The 15645-nt window shown below is 67.0% G+C and carries 18 protein-coding genes; 9 read left to right on the top strand and 9 right to left on the bottom strand.

Features of this window, described 5'->3' with window-relative positions:
* Window positions 1-7: 7 nt before the first annotated feature.
* The gene (locus VGV58_RS19555; RefSeq protein ID WP_326875695.1) at window positions 8-1312 is read right to left on the bottom strand and encodes an aminotransferase class V-fold PLP-dependent enzyme; all 1305 of its coding nucleotides are present in this window, start codon (window positions 1310-1312) and stop codon (window positions 8-10) included.
* 134 nt (window positions 1313-1446) lie between these two features.
* Between VGV58_RS19555 and VGV58_RS19550 the strand changes: the two genes are divergently transcribed.
* Window positions 1447-2049, top strand: coding sequence for a glycoside hydrolase family 19 protein (locus VGV58_RS19550; RefSeq protein ID WP_326875694.1), 603 nt, complete (start codon window positions 1447-1449; stop codon window positions 2047-2049).
* A gap of 144 nt (window positions 2050-2193) precedes the next feature.
* On the top strand, window positions 2194-3411 hold the full coding sequence (locus VGV58_RS19545) for a GGDEF domain-containing protein (RefSeq protein ID WP_326875693.1): 1218 nt from the start codon (window positions 2194-2196) through the stop codon (window positions 3409-3411).
* Between the two features lie 127 nt (window positions 3412-3538).
* Here the strand turns inward: VGV58_RS19545 and VGV58_RS19540 are convergent, their stop codons facing one another.
* Window positions 3539-4693 (bottom strand): trans-sulfuration enzyme family protein, encoded by a 1155-nt coding sequence (locus VGV58_RS19540; RefSeq protein WP_326875692.1) that lies wholly within the window; start codon window positions 4691-4693, stop codon window positions 3539-3541.
* A gap of 145 nt (window positions 4694-4838) precedes the next feature.
* Here VGV58_RS19540 and VGV58_RS19535 point away from each other — a divergent pair, with 145 nt between their 5' ends.
* Window positions 4839-5309, top strand: coding sequence for a TspO/MBR family protein (locus VGV58_RS19535; RefSeq protein WP_326875691.1), 471 nt, complete (start codon window positions 4839-4841; stop codon window positions 5307-5309).
* 12 nt (window positions 5310-5321) lie between these two features.
* Here the strand turns inward: VGV58_RS19535 and VGV58_RS19530 are convergent, their stop codons facing one another.
* The 3 genes from VGV58_RS19530 to VGV58_RS19520 all read right to left on the bottom strand — a co-directional run bounded on the left by VGV58_RS19530 (window position 5322) and on the right by VGV58_RS19520 (window position 7230).
* A complete protein-coding gene (locus VGV58_RS19530) occupies window positions 5322-5696 on the bottom strand; it encodes a response regulator (RefSeq protein ID WP_326875690.1) in 375 nt (124 codons plus the stop codon).
* A 4-nt stretch (window positions 5697-5700) separates the two neighbouring features.
* Entirely contained in the window at window positions 5701-6261 is a 561-nt protein-coding gene (gene hpt, locus VGV58_RS19525; RefSeq protein WP_326875689.1) for a hypoxanthine phosphoribosyltransferase, read from the bottom strand.
* 141 nt (window positions 6262-6402) lie between these two features.
* Entirely contained in the window at window positions 6403-7230 is an 828-nt protein-coding gene (locus VGV58_RS19520) for a zinc finger domain-containing protein (RefSeq protein ID WP_326875688.1), read from the bottom strand.
* A 271-nt stretch (window positions 7231-7501) separates the two neighbouring features.
* On the opposite strand from VGV58_RS19520, the gene ftsE reads away from it, so the two are divergent.
* The 5 genes from ftsE to VGV58_RS19495 all read left to right on the top strand — a co-directional run bounded on the left by ftsE (window position 7502) and on the right by VGV58_RS19495 (window position 11376).
* Complete coding sequence (ftsE, locus tag VGV58_RS19515) at window positions 7502-8161, top strand: cell division ATP-binding protein FtsE (protein WP_291678206.1); 660 nt, start codon at window positions 7502-7504, stop codon at window positions 8159-8161.
* On the top strand, window positions 8148-9125 hold the full coding sequence (locus VGV58_RS19510) for a cell division protein FtsX (RefSeq protein WP_326875687.1): 978 nt from the start codon (window positions 8148-8150) through the stop codon (window positions 9123-9125). The genes ftsE and VGV58_RS19510 overlap by 14 nt, the downstream gene beginning before the upstream one ends.
* 137 nt (window positions 9126-9262) lie before the next feature.
* Window positions 9263-9997: a YdcF family protein gene (locus VGV58_RS19505; RefSeq protein WP_326875686.1), complete on the top strand. Its 735-nt coding sequence runs from the start codon at window positions 9263-9265 to the stop codon at window positions 9995-9997.
* A 51-nt stretch (window positions 9998-10048) separates the two neighbouring features.
* The gene (locus VGV58_RS19500; RefSeq protein WP_326875685.1) at window positions 10049-10831 is read left to right on the top strand and encodes a lysophospholipid acyltransferase family protein; all 783 of its coding nucleotides are present in this window, start codon (window positions 10049-10051) and stop codon (window positions 10829-10831) included.
* Window positions 10832-10890: 59 nt separating this feature from the next.
* Window positions 10891-11376 carry a hypothetical protein gene (locus VGV58_RS19495; protein ID WP_326875684.1) on the top strand — a complete coding sequence of 162 codons (486 nt, stop codon included), beginning with the start codon at window positions 10891-10893 and terminating at the stop codon, window positions 11374-11376.
* A 4-nt stretch (window positions 11377-11380) separates the two neighbouring features.
* Here the strand turns inward: VGV58_RS19495 and VGV58_RS19490 are convergent, their stop codons facing one another.
* The gene (locus VGV58_RS19490; RefSeq protein ID WP_326875683.1) at window positions 11381-11938 is read right to left on the bottom strand and encodes a gamma-glutamylcyclotransferase; all 558 of its coding nucleotides are present in this window, start codon (window positions 11936-11938) and stop codon (window positions 11381-11383) included.
* Window positions 11939-12077: 139 nt separating this feature from the next.
* On the opposite strand from VGV58_RS19490, the gene VGV58_RS19485 reads away from it, so the two are divergent.
* On the top strand, window positions 12078-13136 hold the full coding sequence (locus tag VGV58_RS19485) for a DUF2125 domain-containing protein (RefSeq protein ID WP_326875682.1): 1059 nt from the start codon (window positions 12078-12080) through the stop codon (window positions 13134-13136).
* Here VGV58_RS19485 and rpoH read toward each other — a convergent pair whose 3' ends face one another.
* From rpoH to VGV58_RS19470, 3 genes are all read right to left on the bottom strand, one after another.
* The gene (rpoH, locus tag VGV58_RS19480; protein ID WP_326875681.1) at window positions 13137-14033 is read right to left on the bottom strand and encodes an RNA polymerase sigma factor RpoH; all 897 of its coding nucleotides are present in this window, start codon (window positions 14031-14033) and stop codon (window positions 13137-13139) included. It abuts the gene before it with no gap.
* Window positions 14034-14239: 206 nt separating this feature from the next.
* Window positions 14240-15277 (bottom strand): RluA family pseudouridine synthase, encoded by a 1038-nt coding sequence (locus VGV58_RS19475; RefSeq protein ID WP_326875680.1) that lies wholly within the window; start codon window positions 15275-15277, stop codon window positions 14240-14242.
* 164 nt (window positions 15278-15441) lie between these two features.
* Window positions 15442-15642, bottom strand: coding sequence for a hypothetical protein (locus tag VGV58_RS19470; protein WP_326875679.1), 201 nt, complete (start codon window positions 15640-15642; stop codon window positions 15442-15444).
* Window positions 15643-15645 lie beyond the last annotated feature (3 nt).

The following is a 15645-nucleotide window of genomic DNA, read 5'->3' as shown; positions in this document are numbered from 1 at the left end:
TACTTGCTCACCCCGCCCGGTTGCCCGAGACGATCGCGAGCGCCGCGATGAAGCGGTCGAGATCGGCTTCTGTCAGATAGGGCGCCGGCGAGATGCGGATGGTGTTGCCCTTGGCGACGCCGCCGCGGCGAACCGTCATCACCTTGTGCTGGTCGCGCAGCGCCGCGACGACGGCGTTGCAGTCGGCGGCCGAGCGCTTGCCGGTCAGCGCGAAGGAGGTGATGCCGGCGACCATCTCGGGATCGTCAGGCGTCTGGATCTCGACGCCCTTGAGTTCGCGCGCCCTGCTGACCCAGTAGTTGCGCAGATGACGATAGCGGGCTTCCTTGGCCTGCGGCCCGACTTCCTGGTGCAAGGCGAGTGCGGCCGGGATGGTGAGCTGGGCGGCGAAATTCGCCGTGCCGGTGTGGATGCGCGAGCGGACATCGTCCGCCTTGAAGTCCTCGTCGCCGTAATGAGTGTCGATATCGGCCAGGCGCTCGCGGGCGATGTAGATCAGGCCGACGCCGAGCGGCGCACCGATCCATTTGTGCAGGTTGAAGCCGATGAAGTCGACGCCGAGGTCCCTGGCCTTGAAGTCGACCTGGCCCCAGCTATGGGCCGCGTCGAGGATCACGTCGATGCCGCGGGCCTTGGCCATGGCGGCGAGCTCCCTGACCGGCATCATCAGCCCGGTGCGGTGGCTGATATGGGTGAGCAGCAGCAGCCTGGTCTTCGGATTGGCGTTGAGCGCGGCCTCATAGGCGGCAAGCACATTGGCCTTGGTCGCCGGCTCGGGGATGTCGAACCTGGCGACCTCGACCCCGCGTCGGTTCTTCAGCCAGTTCATCGCGTACTGCATCGAATCATAGTCGAGATCGGCATAGAGCACGCCGTCGCCGGGCTTCAGCTTGTTGTAGCCGGCGATCAGTGTCTGCAGCGCCTCGGTGGCACCGCGGGTCAGCGCGATCTCCTCGCGGGCGACGCCGAGGAAGGCGGCGACCGGCGTGCGGACATCGTCGAGGTCCTGGCCGATCTTGCTGCGGGCGTAGACGGTGTTCTCGAAATTCACGAAGTCGGTCAGGCGCTTGTATTCGGCCTTCACCGGCTCGGCCATGATGCCCCAATAGCCGTTCTCGAGGTTCACCATGTCGGGCGTGACGCTGTAGAGGCGCCGGATCGCATCCCAATAGCCGGTGTCGGTGGCAAGGTTGCTGGTCGGCAGGGAGGGCAGCGAGCGGGCGAGGGCGGGCGCTGCCGCGGCGGCAGCGAGAACGGCAGTGCCGAAGCCGGCGAGCAATGCGCGGCGATTGAGAGCGGTGTCGTCGGTCATGGCGGGCGTTCCTTGGGGCGGGCGCTCTCGCTAGACGCCGGCTGTTTCAGGGCCATGACGGTCCGATCGGCGAACTTATCCCCGTGCCGCGAAACCGGTGCATACTTGCGCAAACGCGCAACAGGAGTGCCGCCATGTCAATGCAGGGATCGCCAGCCGAAAACCTACCGGTCGAGGAGCCGCAGGTTCCGCGGCAGCCGGATCTTGCCGTCACCTTCGAGCGGCTCTCGCGCCTCGCGCCGATCGGCAAGGCCGATATCATGGGCAATATCAGCCTGCATTTCGCGCGGCTTGCGGCCGAGGCCGACATAACGACGCCGCTGCGCGTCTGCCATTTCCTGGCGCAGGCGGCTTTCGAGAGCGATCGTTTCCGCACGCTCGAGGAGAAGGGCGGGAAGAAGCAGTTCGCCAAATACGAAGGCCGCGAGGATCTCGGCAACACCGAGCCCGGCGACGGCGCCCGCTATCATGGGCGCGGCATCTTCCAGCTCACCGGCCGCGCCAACTACAAGCGTATCGGCCGGATGCTGAACGTCGATCTGGAGGGGCGGCCGGAGCTGGCGCTCGATCCACGCATCTCGGTGCAGATCGCCTTCGCCTATTGGCGCGATCGCAAGATCAACGCCGCCGCCGACCGCGACGATGCGGCTCGCGTCACCCAGTTGATCAATGGTGGCCTGAACGGCCTCGCCGAGCGCCGGCAATTGCTGACGACGGCGAAGGGCATCTGGTTCTGATGCGAGGCAGGAGGCTTGGCCCGACGCGGATCCGGATCATTCTCTGCCGCGATAGCTCGGAATCCACGCAGTCGGTTTAAACTTTTCGCAACGGCAGCCGCTCCATAACCTGCGCGCCTCCCGCCAACTACTCCAGAGTATGCCTTGCCGCTGGACTACCATTCGCTGCTGACGGCCTTTGCTCTTTCCGGCTGCGGGTTGGCGATCACCTTTTTCGTCAGCTGGCTTGCCTCCAGGACGGAGCGTTTCCTGATAGCCTGGACATTCGGCGTGGCGTTCATGGCGCTCGGCGTGCTGATCTACAGCTGGTACGCCCAGACCATGTCGCCGGCTGTCGGCGCCGCCGGATACACGATCCTGCTGGCTGGCCTCGCCTTCGTGTTCGGGGCCGGCCGGGAGTTCCGCACCGGCATTCTGCCCTGGCGCAGCATGGCCATCATGGCGACCGCATCGTCGCTCGTCATGGCCGTGCCGATGCTGGCCGGCTATAACGGCGCTGCCATCGTCATGCTCAATGTGGCCGCGACGATCATCCTTCTCGTCACGGCCTGGGACTACTGGCTCGGGCGGGCCGAAGCCCGGTTGGCCATCCCGCTGCTGACGGCTCTTTATGTCGTGACGGGGCTCTCCTTCGTTCCCTGCGCCATCCTGCTGCTGCAGGATGGTGAATGGCTCCTGTCGCAGGCTCCGTCGAACTGGGCCGAAGATCTCAATATCGTTGTCTGCCTGGCGACCCTTTCCGGCATCGGCGCGCTTTCCCTGGCGCTCAACCAGGCGCGGTTGGCACGCAGCCACAAGCGCGATGCCGAGACCGATCCGCTGACCGGCCTGCTCAACCGGCGGGCGCTGCTCCGCCGTATTGCGGGCGACATCAAAGGTCCCGCCGCGCTCGTCGTTTTCGACATGGACCACTTCAAGGCGACCAACGATGTCCATGGTCATCCGGCAGGCGACGACGTGCTGCGAAGCTTCGGGAAGATCCTGGCGCTGTCTTGCCGATCGCGGGGGCTTGCCGCGCGGCTTGGCGGCGAGGAATTCGCGTTGCTGTTGCCGGGAGCCTCGCTCATCACGGCTGCGAAACTGGCCGATGGCGTGCGCAGGCGCCTAGCCAAGCGCCATTTCAGCGGGGAAGGCGGCGCGTTCACAAGCACGACCAGCGCCGGCGTCGCCTATTCCGAGGACGTCGTCATCGATTTCGACACGCTTCTGCTCGACGCGGACAAGGCGCTGTATGCAGCCAAGCGGGGCGGCCGCGACCAGGTTGCGGTCAGCGCGGACGACACGGAATTCCTGGCCCATAGCTGGCCGTCGTCGGATCGGCGGCGCGATGCTGCCGACCTCGTTCGACTCAAGGCTGGCTAGAGTAATTCCGCAATTCTCCGAATCGCGAAATTGCTCCAGGCCTTTGTTTTATCGCATTTTCTTCACGCGAACCGGTGTCCACTTCGCTCGAAAATGCTCTAGAGCCGCCGCGCGAAAGCCGAGCCGTTCAAGCGTGCCCGGCCTTCAGCGCCTGGTCGAGATCGGCATAGAGGTCTTCGACATCCTCGATGCCGGTCGAGAGGCGCAGCAGATCGGGCGGGCAGGGCGAGCCGGCGCCCTCGATCGAGGCGCGGTGCTCGATCAGGCTCTCGACGCCGCCCAGCGAGGTCGCGCGCTTGTAGAGCTCGACATGGGCGGCCGACCTGACTGCCGCCGCCTCGCCGCCAATCACCTGGACCGAGAGCATGAAGCCGAAGCCGCCTTCCATCTGGCGGGCAGCGATGTCGTGGCCGGGATGCTGCGGCAGGCCAGGATAGAGCACGCGCGAGACCAGCGGGTGCGCTGAAAGCTTCTGCGCCAGCGCCAGGGCCGAGGCGGACTGACGCTCCTGCCGGACATGGAGCGTGCGCATGCCGCGCATCAGGAGATAGGCCTCGAACGGCCCGAGGATGCCGCCCTGGCCCTTGCGCACGGTCTTGATCCGGGCCCAGAATTCGTCATCGGCATTGGCGCAGAGCGCGCCGGCGACGACGTCGGAATGGCCGTTCAGCACCTTGGTCGCGGCATGCATGACGATGTCGGCGCCGAGCGTCAGCGGCCGGGTATGAACCGGCGAGGCGCAGGTCGAATCGACCGCGAGCTTCGCGCCGGCGGCATGGGCGATCTCGGCGACTGCAGTGATGTCGGTGATGGTCCAGAGCGGATTGGACGGGGTCTCGGCCCAGATCAGCTTGGTGACGCCGGGCTTCACGGCTTCCTTGAGTCTGGCGAGATCGTCGGTTTCGACGAAGTCGATCTTCAGCCCCCAGCGCGTCGCCTCGGTCAGCAGCCAGGCGCGCAGAGCCCAGTACATCACCTTGGAGGCGACGACATGATCGCCCGGCGAGAGCGCCTGGAAGACGGCGGTCGCCGCGGCCATTCCCGAGCCGAACAGCAGGGCGCCGGCCTTGGCCTCCTCCAGCATGGCGAGCACGGCCTGCGCCTCATGCACGGTCTCATTGTCCGGCCGGCCATAGATGAAGCCGGAGGAGTAGGCGTTGTCCTCGTCGCGGATATAGGTGGTGGAGACGTGGATCGGCGGCACCACGGCCTTGGTCAGCGGGTCGATCTTGCCCATGGCCTGGGCGGCGAGCGAACGGGGGTGCAGCGGGCGCTTGGTCATGAGGGCGATCCGATTTCCACTATGTGAGACGATTCATCTCATCTGAATTGCTGCAGTGCAAGAGGCTCGTCTTGTGCGGCGCGCAGACGCACCCCATTCTCGCCGCATGAGCATATCGTCAGGCAACACCGATCGTCAGCTGAATGTGTGGCTTGCCGCACTCTTCGCCATCCTGCCGGTCGTCGCGGCCTCCGTGATCGGCAGCGCCGTGACGGTGCCGCAGATTCCGAGCTGGTACGCAGGCCTCGCCAAGCCGCCCTTCAACCCACCGAACTGGCTGTTCGCGCCGGTGTGGACGACGCTGTTCGCACTGATGGCGCTGGCGGCCTTCCGCACGCTTCGCCGGCCGGTCGATACGCCGGGCAAGGCGCAGACGCTGCTCGCCTATCATGTCCAGCTTGCGCTCAACATGCTCTGGTCCTGCGTGTTCTTCGGCCTGAACAGCCCGGCAGGCGGGCTTGTCGTGATCACGTTGCTGCTGGCGGCGATGATCTGGACGATGCGCTGTTTCGCAGCGCTGAGCGACCGACTGTCCATGGCCCTGTTCGTGCCCTATCTCGCCTGGGTCGCGTTCGCGAGCCTGCTCAACGCCTCGATCTGGTGGCTGAATCGCTAGCCTCGCGACTACTCACCCGATCGAGCGCTCGATCACGCGCAGCACCGTTTCGCGCAGTTCGGCGATGGTGAAGGGCTTGGTCATCACCTCGGAGACGATGGTCTCTAGGCTCTTGGCCCGCTCGCGCTGCTCGGCATAGCCGGTCATCAGCATGATGGTGAGGTCGGGGAAGTGCTGCTTGGCGGCGAGCGCCAGCGCGATGCCGTCCATCAGTGGCATCCGGATATCGGTGAGCAGCAGGTCGAAATGGCCCTGCTCGGCCAGCAGGATGTCAAGCGCCTCGGCGCCGTCGCCGGCGGTCAGGCAGTCGTGCCCGTCCATGGCGAGGCCGCGCGCGACCAGCGAACGCAGGCTCTCCTCGTCATCGACCACGAGAATGCGCGACATCGCTTCAGATCCCCGGCAGGCCGGCCTGGTCGGCGGTCTCGACCACGCCGACATAGGGCAATTGGCGATAGGAATGGGCGACGTCCATGCCGTAGCCGACGACGAAATAATCGGGGCATTCGAAGCCGACATAATCCGCTTCGATGTTGACGGCACGCTTGGCCGGCTTCTCCAGCAGCACGGCGGTCGAGACGCGGGCGGCGCCGCGCGCCGCGAGCAGGTCCTTGGCGAAGGCGAGGGTGCGGCCGGATTCGAGAATGTCGTCGACGAGCAGGACATGGCGGCCGCGGACGTCGCTCTGCACATCCCTGAGTATCTCGACCTGGCCGGAGGAGACCGTGGCGGCGCGATAGCTCGAGAGATGGACGAACTCGACCTGCGGGCTCATGCCGGCGCGATGCATGGCGCGGATCAGGTCGGCGACGAACATGAAGCTGCCCTTCAGCACCGCGACGACGAGCAGGTCCTCGCCGGCTTTGGCGGCGATCTCGGCGGCCATTTCGGCATTACGCGCGGCGATTGCCGCCTCGTCGTAGAGAACGCGGATACGCTTGGGCTGGGACATCGACGACCGTTCCTTTCGGCGCGAGCCCATGCCCGCGCAGCCCCTTGATCGCGGGCTAAACTCTTCAGGTACCAGTCATAGCGTCCATGCACGGACAATTGAAGCGGCCGGACCCCTGCGATGTGGAAACCAGCCGAGGGATCAATGGAGGCTGGCGATGCCGTCCGGGCTGCCGGTGCCGAAGCGCAATTGCACCGAGCGCCCGTCATTGGGCGGCGAGGCGAGGCGGGCGCGGAAATGCATCAACTCCGCCGGCTCCAGTGACGGGCGCGGTGGTTCCGTCGTCCAGCTATAGAGCACCTTACCGTCCTCGCTTTGCACCATCACCGTGATCGGCGGCACCTTGGTCGTGCCCTTGGCGATGTTGGTGACGTCGCCGGAGACCACGAGGAAGCGCCCCTGCGGATCCTGGACCAGTTCGCTCTCAACGGCGCTGAAGGCGAGCCCGCGCACGTTCACCGGCAAGCCGATCGTTGCATAGAGCCCGGCGAATTGCGGCACCATCCGGACGACGCGCTCGCGCTGCCAGAGGCCGAGGCCGAGAGCAGCGAGGCCGACGGCGACGAAGATGCCGGCTGCTGCAGATGACAGGTGCGCTGCCGGATTGCGGGGAGCCGCCCAGCCGCGCTTGCGCTTGGTAGGTTGTGATCGTGCCGCATCCGGCTGCGGAGGCTCAGCCTGCTCCGACGTGATCGCCGAGATATCGGCGTCGATCTCGGCGGCGCGGCGCAGCTCCTCCTCCAGCTCGGCGGCGGTCTGCTCGGCGCTGGGCGGACTGGGAAGCTCCGGGATCGCCGCATCCAGGTCGGATTGCAGGACTTCCTGCGCCGGCTGCGCTTCGAGCGCCTGCGGTGCCTCGATCTGCCAAGTCGTCTGGCAGCTGGCGCAGCGCACCTTGCGACCGCCGGTCCCGATCTTGGCCTCGGCGATCTCATACCGGCTGGCGCAGTTGGGGCAGACGATCTGCATGGCCTTAAAAATGCTCGCTCCGCGCTGCATCCCAGAGGATGTCGGTCCGGAGCCTGATCCTCTCGCCGCTGCGCGCAAGCGCAAGCGGGTGCGGCCAGCCACTCCGCCTCCCATAGGGTCGATTTATGGTTAACGTCGCGTAAACCCTGCGCCGTGCAGGGCTGAGGAAAACCTGCCGGCGCTTTCCGCCGGGGCGAGGTCTCGGTGTAAGGTCGTGTCGGCTCGGCGTCCGTCCGGCACGATTCGGAAAAGATCAGCGAGAGGAAGTGCGTTGGTTCGGTTCGAGAATGTCGGCTTGCGGTACGGGATGGGGCCGGAGGTGCTGAAGGACATCAACTTCAGCATCGCGCCGCGCTCCTTCCAGTACCTGACCGGGCCGTCGGGCGCGGGCAAGACTACGTTGATCCGCCTGGTCCTGATGGCGCTCAAACCGACGCGCGGCCTGGTCAATCTCTTCGGCCAGGACGTCTCGCGCCTCGAAGCCGCCACGTTGACCGATTTTCGCCGGCGCATGGGCGTCGTCTTCCAGGATTTCCGTCTGCTCGATCACCTGACCGTCTACGAGAACGTCGCGCTGCCGCTGCGCGTTCTCGGCAAGGAGGAGGCGGGCTATCGCGCCGAGGTGGTCGAGCTGCTGCGCTGGGTCGGGCTCGGCGAGCGCATGCATGCCGTGCCGGCGGTGCTCTCCGGCGGCGAGAAGCAGCGCGCGGCGATCGCGCGCGCCCTGATCAGCCGGCCGCAATTGCTGCTCGCCGACGAGCCGACCGGCAATGTCGATCCCGGCCTTGGCCGGCGTCTGCTCAGGCTGTTCATGGAATTGCAGTCGCTGGGAACGGCGGTGGTGATCGCGACCCACGACATCGCGCTGATGGAACTCTACGACGCGCCGCGCCTGGTGCTGGCGGATGGGCATCTGCATGTCGATGCCTGAGCCCCTCGACATGGACGAGGCCGAGGATGAGCGGCCGCGCAGCGGCCAGCGCCTGCCGGCGAGCCTGCGCCGTGACCAGCCGCTGGTGCCGGTGGATTCGGTTGCCGGGCGTGCGCTTGTCGTCGTCATCGCCATCCTGACCTTCCTCGCGGCGCTGAGTGCCGGCGCGGCGCTGCTCGCCGCCCGTGCCTCCGAGCAATGGCGCGGCGCGGTCGCCAACGAGATGACGATCCAGGTCAGGCCCGATCCGCGCCGCAACATCGAGCAGGACATCGCCCGCGCAGTCGAGCTGGCGCGCGCCGTGCCGAGTGTCGCCGAGGCCAGGCCGATGGCGAAGGCCGAATCGGACAAGCTGCTCGAGCCCTGGCTCGGCGCCGGACTCGACCTCGTCGAGCTGCCGATCCCGCGTTTGATCGTGCTGCGGCTGTCCTCGACCTCCGCCAGTGAACTCGTCGCCTTCGGCCAGACATTGCGGCGCGAGGTGCCGAGCGCGACGCTCGACGACCACAGGCTCTGGGTTCGCCGGCTCTCGACCATGGCCAGCACGATCATCCTCGCGGGCGTCGCGGTGGTGCTGCTGGTGCTGGTGGCGGCCGGACTCGCCGTCGCCTTCGCGACGCGCGGCGCCATGGCCGGCAGCCGCGACTCGGTCGAGGTGCTGCATTTCGTGGGGGCGACCGACGAGTTCATCGCCCGCGAATTCCAGACGCGCTTCGTCGCGCTCGGCCTGCGCGGCGGTGCGGCCGGGGGACTGGCGGCGATCATCGCGATCGCGCTGCTCGGATTCCTGTCCTCGGCCTGGAGCGCGACGCCCGAGGCCGACCAGTTGCAGGCGCTGTTCGGCGCCTTCGAGATCGGCTGGTCCGGCTATGCGGTCGTCATCCTGGTCGCGGCCGTGGTCGCGACGATCGCGGGACTCGTCTCGCGGTTGACGGTGCGCCATTATCTCAGGGCAATGGGCTGACTCGCCGCGCGGCGGGGTTGTGGGAATGCCGTCATTGTGCCCGATTGGGCCGTTAGTATTTCGATCTCATGGTGCTGCTTGGAACCCGGCAAGGTCATTTTCCCTGCGTTGAGGACAGCCCGGCTGCCTTGCGACCGATGACGACGCCTGCTCCCCCGCGGCGCCGCTGGTTTCGCCGTTTCCTGCTCTGGACATTCCTTCTCGGCTCTTTCGTCGTGGCTGCCGGCTATGTCCGGTTCGCTACCGGCCTGTCGCTGACCGAAGCCGGCTCGCCGCCGCGCACCGATGCGATTGTCGTCGTCACCGGGGGAGCGCAGCGCATCGGTGACGCCGTCAGCCTGCTCAATGCCGATCGCGGACGGCGCCTGCTGATCAGCGGCGTCAACGAGCGGACCGGCCGCGAGGAGCTGGCCAAGCTCAACCCGAGCGCACGCGAGGCGCTCACCTGCTGTGTCGATCTCGATTATCGCGCCCGAAACACCATCGGCAACGCCATCGAGACGCGCCGCTGGGTCCGCCGCCACGATTTCCGCTCGCTGTTGGTGGTGACGTCGAACTACCACATGCCGCGCACGCTGCTCGAGCTTCGCCATGCCATGCCCGGCGTGCGCTTCGTGCCGCACCCGGTGGTGACCGATCAGGTCGATGTCGCCGGCTGGTGGCGCGACTGGCACGCGATCCGCCTGCTGGTGCCGGAATACCTCAAATACCTGGTCGCCGCGCTGCGCAGCAAGCTCGAGACCGACCCCGAGACCTCGCGGCTCTCCGTCATCATCGGCGGCCGCAAGCCGATCTCGCCCAAGCCGGGCGAGCTGATCGGCCCCGACTACGACAAGCGCTCGCGGGCGCCGGCACCGGCGCGCGGCGCCTGATCTTTCCGGCGGGCTCTTGACGCGCCTCGGCTGCCGGGGTTCTTGCGGACCATGCTGCTGATCCGCTCGATCCTGTTCAACATCGCCTTTTACCTGAATCTCGCATTCTGGGTGCTCGCAGCCATGGTGACGATGGTGCTGCCGCCACGTTTCCTGCTGATGATCGCGCTTCGCTGGGCCGAGACTTCGCTCTGGCTGATGCGAGCGATCGTGGGGACGCGCTACGAGATCAAGGGCGTCGAGAACATCCCGCCCGGCGGCATCATCATGGCGGCCAAGCACCAGTCGACCTGGGAGACCTTCGCGCTGATCACGGTGTTCCGCAATCCGGTCTACATCCTCAAGCGCGAATTGACCTGGCTGCCCTTCTTCGGCTGGTGCCTGCTCAAGCTCAGGATGATTCCGGTCGATCGCGGTGCCCGCAGCCGGGCTCTGCAGGCCGTGACCCGACGCGCCAAGGTCGAACTCGGCCAGAACGGGCGCCAATTGATGATCTTTCCGGAGGGCACGCGCCGGCCGGCCGGGGCCGAGCCGGCCTATAAATACGGCGTCACCCATCTCTACACCGAGCTGGGCGTGCCTTGCGTGCCGGTGGCGCTCAATGCCGGGCTGTTCTGGCCGCGGCGCAGCCTGATCAAGCGGCCGGGTACGATCAAGGTCGAGATCATGCCGGCGATTGAGCCGGGCATGGACAAGGCGGCGTTCCACGCGCTGTTGCAGGAGCAGATCGAGACTGCGAGCAACCGCCTCCTCGCGGACGGGCTGGGCGAGCTCGAGCGGCTCGGAGTGCCCGCTCCTGTCAGCATACGGCAGGAGCCGCAGGCCGGCGCCTGATCGGCCTTGACATTGGATCGTTCTGTTCCGATTTTGTTCTAGAACAAAGGAGGAACGACATGGCTGCTTTGGCCCGAGCCCGTTTCCCATTCGACCGCAACCGGTCGCTCGACAAGATGCCGCGCCAGCTCAACCTGCTGGAGGCGCTGCAGCCCGCCAAGGCGGAGCGCGCGGCTCCGCTGTTCGACGATGCTTCAGCCTTGCCGGGGCAGGTGCGCGAGATGCCGCTGCGCGCCACCGCGCAGCTCGCAGAACGCCGCTTCACCGCCTGGCGCGGTCGCTCGGGGCGGCGTTATGTCGCCTCGGTCTTCGCCATCCAAGATGGGCATGCGCTGGGGTTCACCGATGCCGTGCTGCTGGCGGTGTCGCCGGATCGCAGGATCGTCGCGGCGCGCGACAGCGGCCCGTTCGGTATCGATGCAGCGCTGACGCGCTGGCGCGACGCCGTCGCCATGGCCGGCGCCAGCGAGATCCATGTCCATCTCCTGGCGGAAGACAGCGCCGGGCGCCGCGCCGCGCTCTGCGACCTGATGCCGGAGGCGTGAGCGCTCAGGACGCCCCTGGCAGGCTCGCTCTGTCCAGCTCCGCCACGAGATGCGCCAGCAACGGGTCGTGGATGCCCATTTCGTGCAGATGCTCATGAGTGCGCCGGACATAGTCCGGGTTCTCGCCCGAGACGCCCTTGCCCTGGCGCACGAGGGCGAGCACCGCCTCCTCGGGTAGCCGGCCGGCATATTGCTCATGGTTGCGGTCGGCGATGTAGGCGAGCGCATTGAGGCGCCGGCCATCGTCGAGCCGCAGCGTCAGACGCCGCTCGAGATAGACTGCGGTCGCCTGCTCACGGGCGCGCAGGTAGTCGATCGTCTCCTTCGCCTGCTCGGCAGGGACGCGGAAGGCGACGCCGCGGCAGATGCCGCCGCGATCGAGGCCCAGCACCAGTCCCGGCACCTCGGGTGTGCCGCGATGGACATGCGAATAGATGCAGAGCGCGCGGTGATAGCCGTGCAGGCGGGCGCCGGAGCGCTCGACAAAGGCGAAGCCGGGCCGCCAGATCAGCGAACCGTAGCCGAACACCCAGAGATCTTCCGGCGGAAGCGGCGCCGTCATCCGTTCCCTCACAATTTAGCCCGTTTGCCTCGCCAGAGAGGCGTCGCGACCGGTTGGCGGATAATCTGCGTCAGCGCTGGCGTGCCGCGGCCCCGGTCGCTATCAACCTGCCGAGATTTTCGCAATGGAGCGCCCGCGCATGTCCGATCCCTCGCCCGTGCGCCGGCATGGCCGCTTCTGGCTCTATGCGCCCTTCGTGCTGCTGGCGCTCCTTGCCGCCGGCTGGTCCGGCATCTGGGGCTTTGCGCGCAGCAAGGTCGACCAGGAGCTCGATGCCGGCATCGCACGCGAGGCGCGGGCGGGCCGCAACTGGACCTGCCGGGACCGCAGCGTCGGCGGCTATCCCTTTCGCATCGAGGTGCGCTGCGCCAGCCTGACGCTGACCTCCTCGCGCTGGGGTGACGAGGTCAAGCTCGATGCCGGCCCGGCGGTGGCGGTCGCGCAGGTCTGGACGCCCGGTCACATCATCCTGCAGATGACCGGGCCGATGCTGGCCAGCCTGCCGCAAGGCCGCAAGGCCGCGCTCGACTGGAAGGGGCTGGCCGCGAGCCTGCATCTCAGTGGGCTGGCCTTCGAGCGCTTCTCGCTGGTGCTGGGCGAGCCGGTGCTGACCGTCACCGAGCCGGGGCAGGGTGCCGCCGAGACCTGGCGTGCGAGTGCAGCCGAAGCGCATCTGCGGCCCAATCCGCAGCGCTTTGCCAGTGACGGCACGGTCGATCTCGCGCTCAATGCCAAGGGCGGCGTGCTGCCGGCGCTGGAGGCTCTGATCGGCAATGGCCAGCTCGCCGATCTCGATCTGCAGGCCAGCCTGTCGCGTGCCTTGTCCTTCCGGCGCGGCTTCAACCCCGATGCGCTCGAAGCCTGGCGCACGGCCGGCGGTATCCTGGATGTGACCAAGCTCGTTCTGACCAAGGGGCCGACGCGGCTGGAGGCGAGCGGCCAGTTGACGCTCGACGAGGCGCACCGGCCGGCCGGCAAGGTCGTGGCGGCGGTGGCCGGCGTCGATCGTATCGCCGGCATCAAGGTCGGCGGGTTGACGGCCGGGCTCGGTGCCCTGCTCGGCGGGCGTACCGGCGATGGCGGGCAAAGCAATACGGCGGCAGGGCTTTCGCCGCTGCCGCCGCTGGTCCTGCGCGAAGGCAGGGTCTTTCTCGGCCCGCTCAGGCTGCCTCTGCAGCCCTTGCAACCTCTATACTGATCAGGCCGCGGGCAGTGCGGCCCGCGGCGCCTCGATCTTCACCAGTGCCTTCTTGACCGCGTCCTGCACCTTCTCGAAGGCGCGGACCTCGATCTGGCGGACGCGCTCGCGCGAGACGCCGAACTCCTCGGAGAGCTCCTCCAGGGTGATCGGATCCTCGGCGAGGCGGCGCGCCTCGAAGATGCGGCGCTCGCGGTCGTTCAGGACGCCCAGCGCCTCGCGCAGCGCCAGATGGCGGTTGTCGCTCTCTTCGGAATCGGCGAGGCGGCGCTCCTGGCTTTCGCTGTCGTCGACGAGCCAGTCCTGCCACTCGCCCTCGCCATCCTCGCGCAGCGGCGTGTTCAGCGAAGCATCGCCGCCGAGGCGGCGATTCATGTCGATCACGTCCTGCTCGTTGACGCCGAGCTTGGTCGCGATGGTCTTGACCTGATCGGGCTTGAGATCACCCTCGCCCAGTGCAGAAATCTTGCTCTTGGCCTTGCGCAGGTTGAAGAACAGCTTCTTCTGGTTGGCGGTGGTGCCCATCTTCACCAGCGACCAGGAACGCAGGATGTATTCCTGGATCGAGGCCTTGATCCACCACATCGCATAGGTCGCGAGCCTGAAGCCCTTGTCGGGCTCGAAGCGCTTGACCGCCTGCATCAGGCCGACATTGCCTTCCGACACGACTTCGCCCATCGGCAGTCCGTAGCCGCGATAGCCCATGGCGATCTTGGCGACGAGGCGCAAATGCGAAGTCACGAGCCTGTGCGCCGCGTTGCGGTCGCCATGCTCGCGCCAGCTCTTGGCCAGCATGAATTCCTCATTCGGCTCCAGCATCGGGAACCGACGGATCTCATCCAGATAACGTGAAAGTCCGCCCTCCGCGGACATGACGGGCAACGACGCAGTCGCCATGCTCGTACTCCTTTCCGGCTCCCGCTTGACGGCGAGCCAACCACCCGATGTTCCATCGGGCAGGATCGTCCGGCATGCAGCCTCGGCGACGACTTCCGTCCAGTCGCCTGCTTCATGCCCAGCGGCGCCCCTTTAGCCATCCGCTTTCGCAACGCAGTATAGACGATGCGAGGGTGGCGGAAAGTGGGCAGCTCAGCAAAAATCGGTCACAGGATCGAGAGTTCTGCTTGCAAACGTGCAAAGTCGGCTGGCGGTTCCGACTCGAAGCGCAATTCCTCCCCGGTGACCGGATGCTCGAAGCCGAGCAGGCGCGCATGCAGGGCCTGACGGCCGAGATCGGCGAGCGCGGCCTGGGCTTTCTCGGGCAGACGGCTCGCCTTGGTCATGAAGCCGGAGCCATAGAGCTGGTCGCCGAGCAGCGGGTGGCCGATATAGCTCATATGGACGCGGATCTGATGGGTGCGGCCGGTTTCGAGCTGGCATTCGACCAGGCTCGCCAGCGCTTCGACCTCCTCATGGCCGCGCAGCAGGGGCGGATAGCGTTCGATCAGCTCGATATGGGTGATCGCCTCACGGCCGCGGCCCTCGCCGACCACCATCATCTTCTCGCGATTGCGATTCGAGCGCTCGATCGGGGCGTCGATCGTGCCGGTCTGCCGGCGCGGTGAACCCCAGACGAGGGCGAGATAGGCCCGCTCCAGCGGCCCGGTGCGGCCATGGTCGGCGAACTGCTTGGCGAGGCCGCGATGGGCCTTGTCGTTCTTGGCGACGACGAGCAGGCCGCTGGTGTCCTTGTCGAGCCGGTGGACGATGCCGGGCCGGCGCACGCCGCCGATGCCGGAGAGGCTCATCCCGCAATGGGCGATCAGTGCGTTGACCAGCGTGCCGTCTTCATGGCCGCCGGCGGGGTGGACGACGAGCCCAGCCGGCTTGTCGATGACGATCAGGTGCTCGTCCTCGAAGACGACGGTGAGCGGGATGTCCTGGCCGATCGGCGCGGCGGGCTTGGCCTCGGGCATGACCAGGGATAGGCGCTGGCCGGCTGCGACCTTGCGGCTGGCATCGGCGACCACCGTCCCGTCGATGCTGACGCCGCCTTCCTTGATCACCTGCTGCAGGCGGGCGCGCGAAACCTCGCCGCCGAGCAGAGTGAGCGCCTTGTCGAGGCGCAGCCCAGCCTGCTCGGGCGCGATGACGAGTTCGGTGGCGGTGGGGGACGGGGTGGAAGCTTCGGAGGGAGTCATCTGCTGTCTATAGAAGACCTTGAGGGCTGCCCGCTAGGTTTCACCCTTGCCATCGTCATTCCGGACAAGCGGCGTCAGCCGCGCAGTTCCGGAATCCATCGAGGGGCGCTGAACTCTACGATGGATTCCGGCGCTCCGCTCCGCTGCGGCCGGAATGACGGCTCTTATTTTTTGGCCCTGCGCTTCGTTTCAGCAGCGACCTTCGCGTCGGCCAGAAGCCCGGCGACGCTTTGCTCGGAGAGGCCGCCTGCACGAGCTTCAGTGACGATGCGCTGCAGGTCCGACAATGTCAGTTCGGCGAGAGGAGGCCGAGCTGCAATAGCGCGGAGTGCGGGATCCTCTCCTGTGCCGAGTTTCTCGACCATGGT

Source organism: Allobosea sp. (assembly GCF_035944895.1).
Lineage (GTDB): Bacteria > Pseudomonadota > Alphaproteobacteria > Rhizobiales > Beijerinckiaceae > Allobosea.
Note: the sequence above shows the minus strand (reverse complement) of the source record. Positions and strands in the feature narration are given on the sequence as shown.

Excerpts from the sequence above, each read along its gene's own strand:
- VGV58_RS19550 (WP_326875694.1), top strand. The coding sequence starts at position 1,447 with ATGTCAATGCAGGGATCGCCAGCCGAAAACCTACCGGTCGAGGAGCCG.
- VGV58_RS19485 (WP_326875682.1), top strand. The coding sequence starts at position 12,078 with ATGTCCGATCCCTCGCCCGTGCGCCGGCATGGCCGCTTCTGGCTCTAT.
- VGV58_RS19490 (WP_326875683.1), bottom strand. The coding sequence starts at position 11,938 with ATGACGGCGCCGCTTCCGCCGGAAGATCTCTGGGTGTTCGGCTACGGT.
- VGV58_RS19470 (WP_326875679.1), bottom strand. The coding sequence starts at position 15,642 with ATGGTCGAGAAACTCGGCACAGGAGAGGATCCCGCACTCCGCGCTATT.
- rpoH (WP_326875681.1), bottom strand. The coding sequence starts at position 14,033 with ATGGCGACTGCGTCGTTGCCCGTCATGTCCGCGGAGGGCGGACTTTCA.
- VGV58_RS19520 (WP_326875688.1), bottom strand. The coding sequence starts at position 7,230 with ATGCAGATCGTCTGCCCCAACTGCGCCAGCCGGTATGAGATCGCCGAG.
- VGV58_RS19495 (WP_326875684.1), top strand. The coding sequence starts at position 10,891 with ATGGCTGCTTTGGCCCGAGCCCGTTTCCCATTCGACCGCAACCGGTCG.
- hpt (WP_326875689.1), bottom strand. The coding sequence starts at position 6,261 with ATGTCCCAGCCCAAGCGTATCCGCGTTCTCTACGACGAGGCGGCAATC.
- VGV58_RS19555 (WP_326875695.1), bottom strand. The coding sequence starts at position 1,312 with ATGACCGACGACACCGCTCTCAATCGCCGCGCATTGCTCGCCGGCTTC.
- VGV58_RS19510 (WP_326875687.1), top strand. The coding sequence starts at position 8,148 with ATGTCGATGCCTGAGCCCCTCGACATGGACGAGGCCGAGGATGAGCGG.
- VGV58_RS19530 (WP_326875690.1), bottom strand. The coding sequence starts at position 5,696 with ATGTCGCGCATTCTCGTGGTCGATGACGAGGAGAGCCTGCGTTCGCTG.
- VGV58_RS19540 (WP_326875692.1), bottom strand. The coding sequence starts at position 4,693 with ATGACCAAGCGCCCGCTGCACCCCCGTTCGCTCGCCGCCCAGGCCATG.
- VGV58_RS19475 (WP_326875680.1), bottom strand. The coding sequence starts at position 15,277 with ATGACTCCCTCCGAAGCTTCCACCCCGTCCCCCACCGCCACCGAACTC.
- VGV58_RS19500 (WP_326875685.1), top strand. The coding sequence starts at position 10,049 with ATGCTGCTGATCCGCTCGATCCTGTTCAACATCGCCTTTTACCTGAAT.
- VGV58_RS19505 (WP_326875686.1), top strand. The coding sequence starts at position 9,263 with ATGACGACGCCTGCTCCCCCGCGGCGCCGCTGGTTTCGCCGTTTCCTG.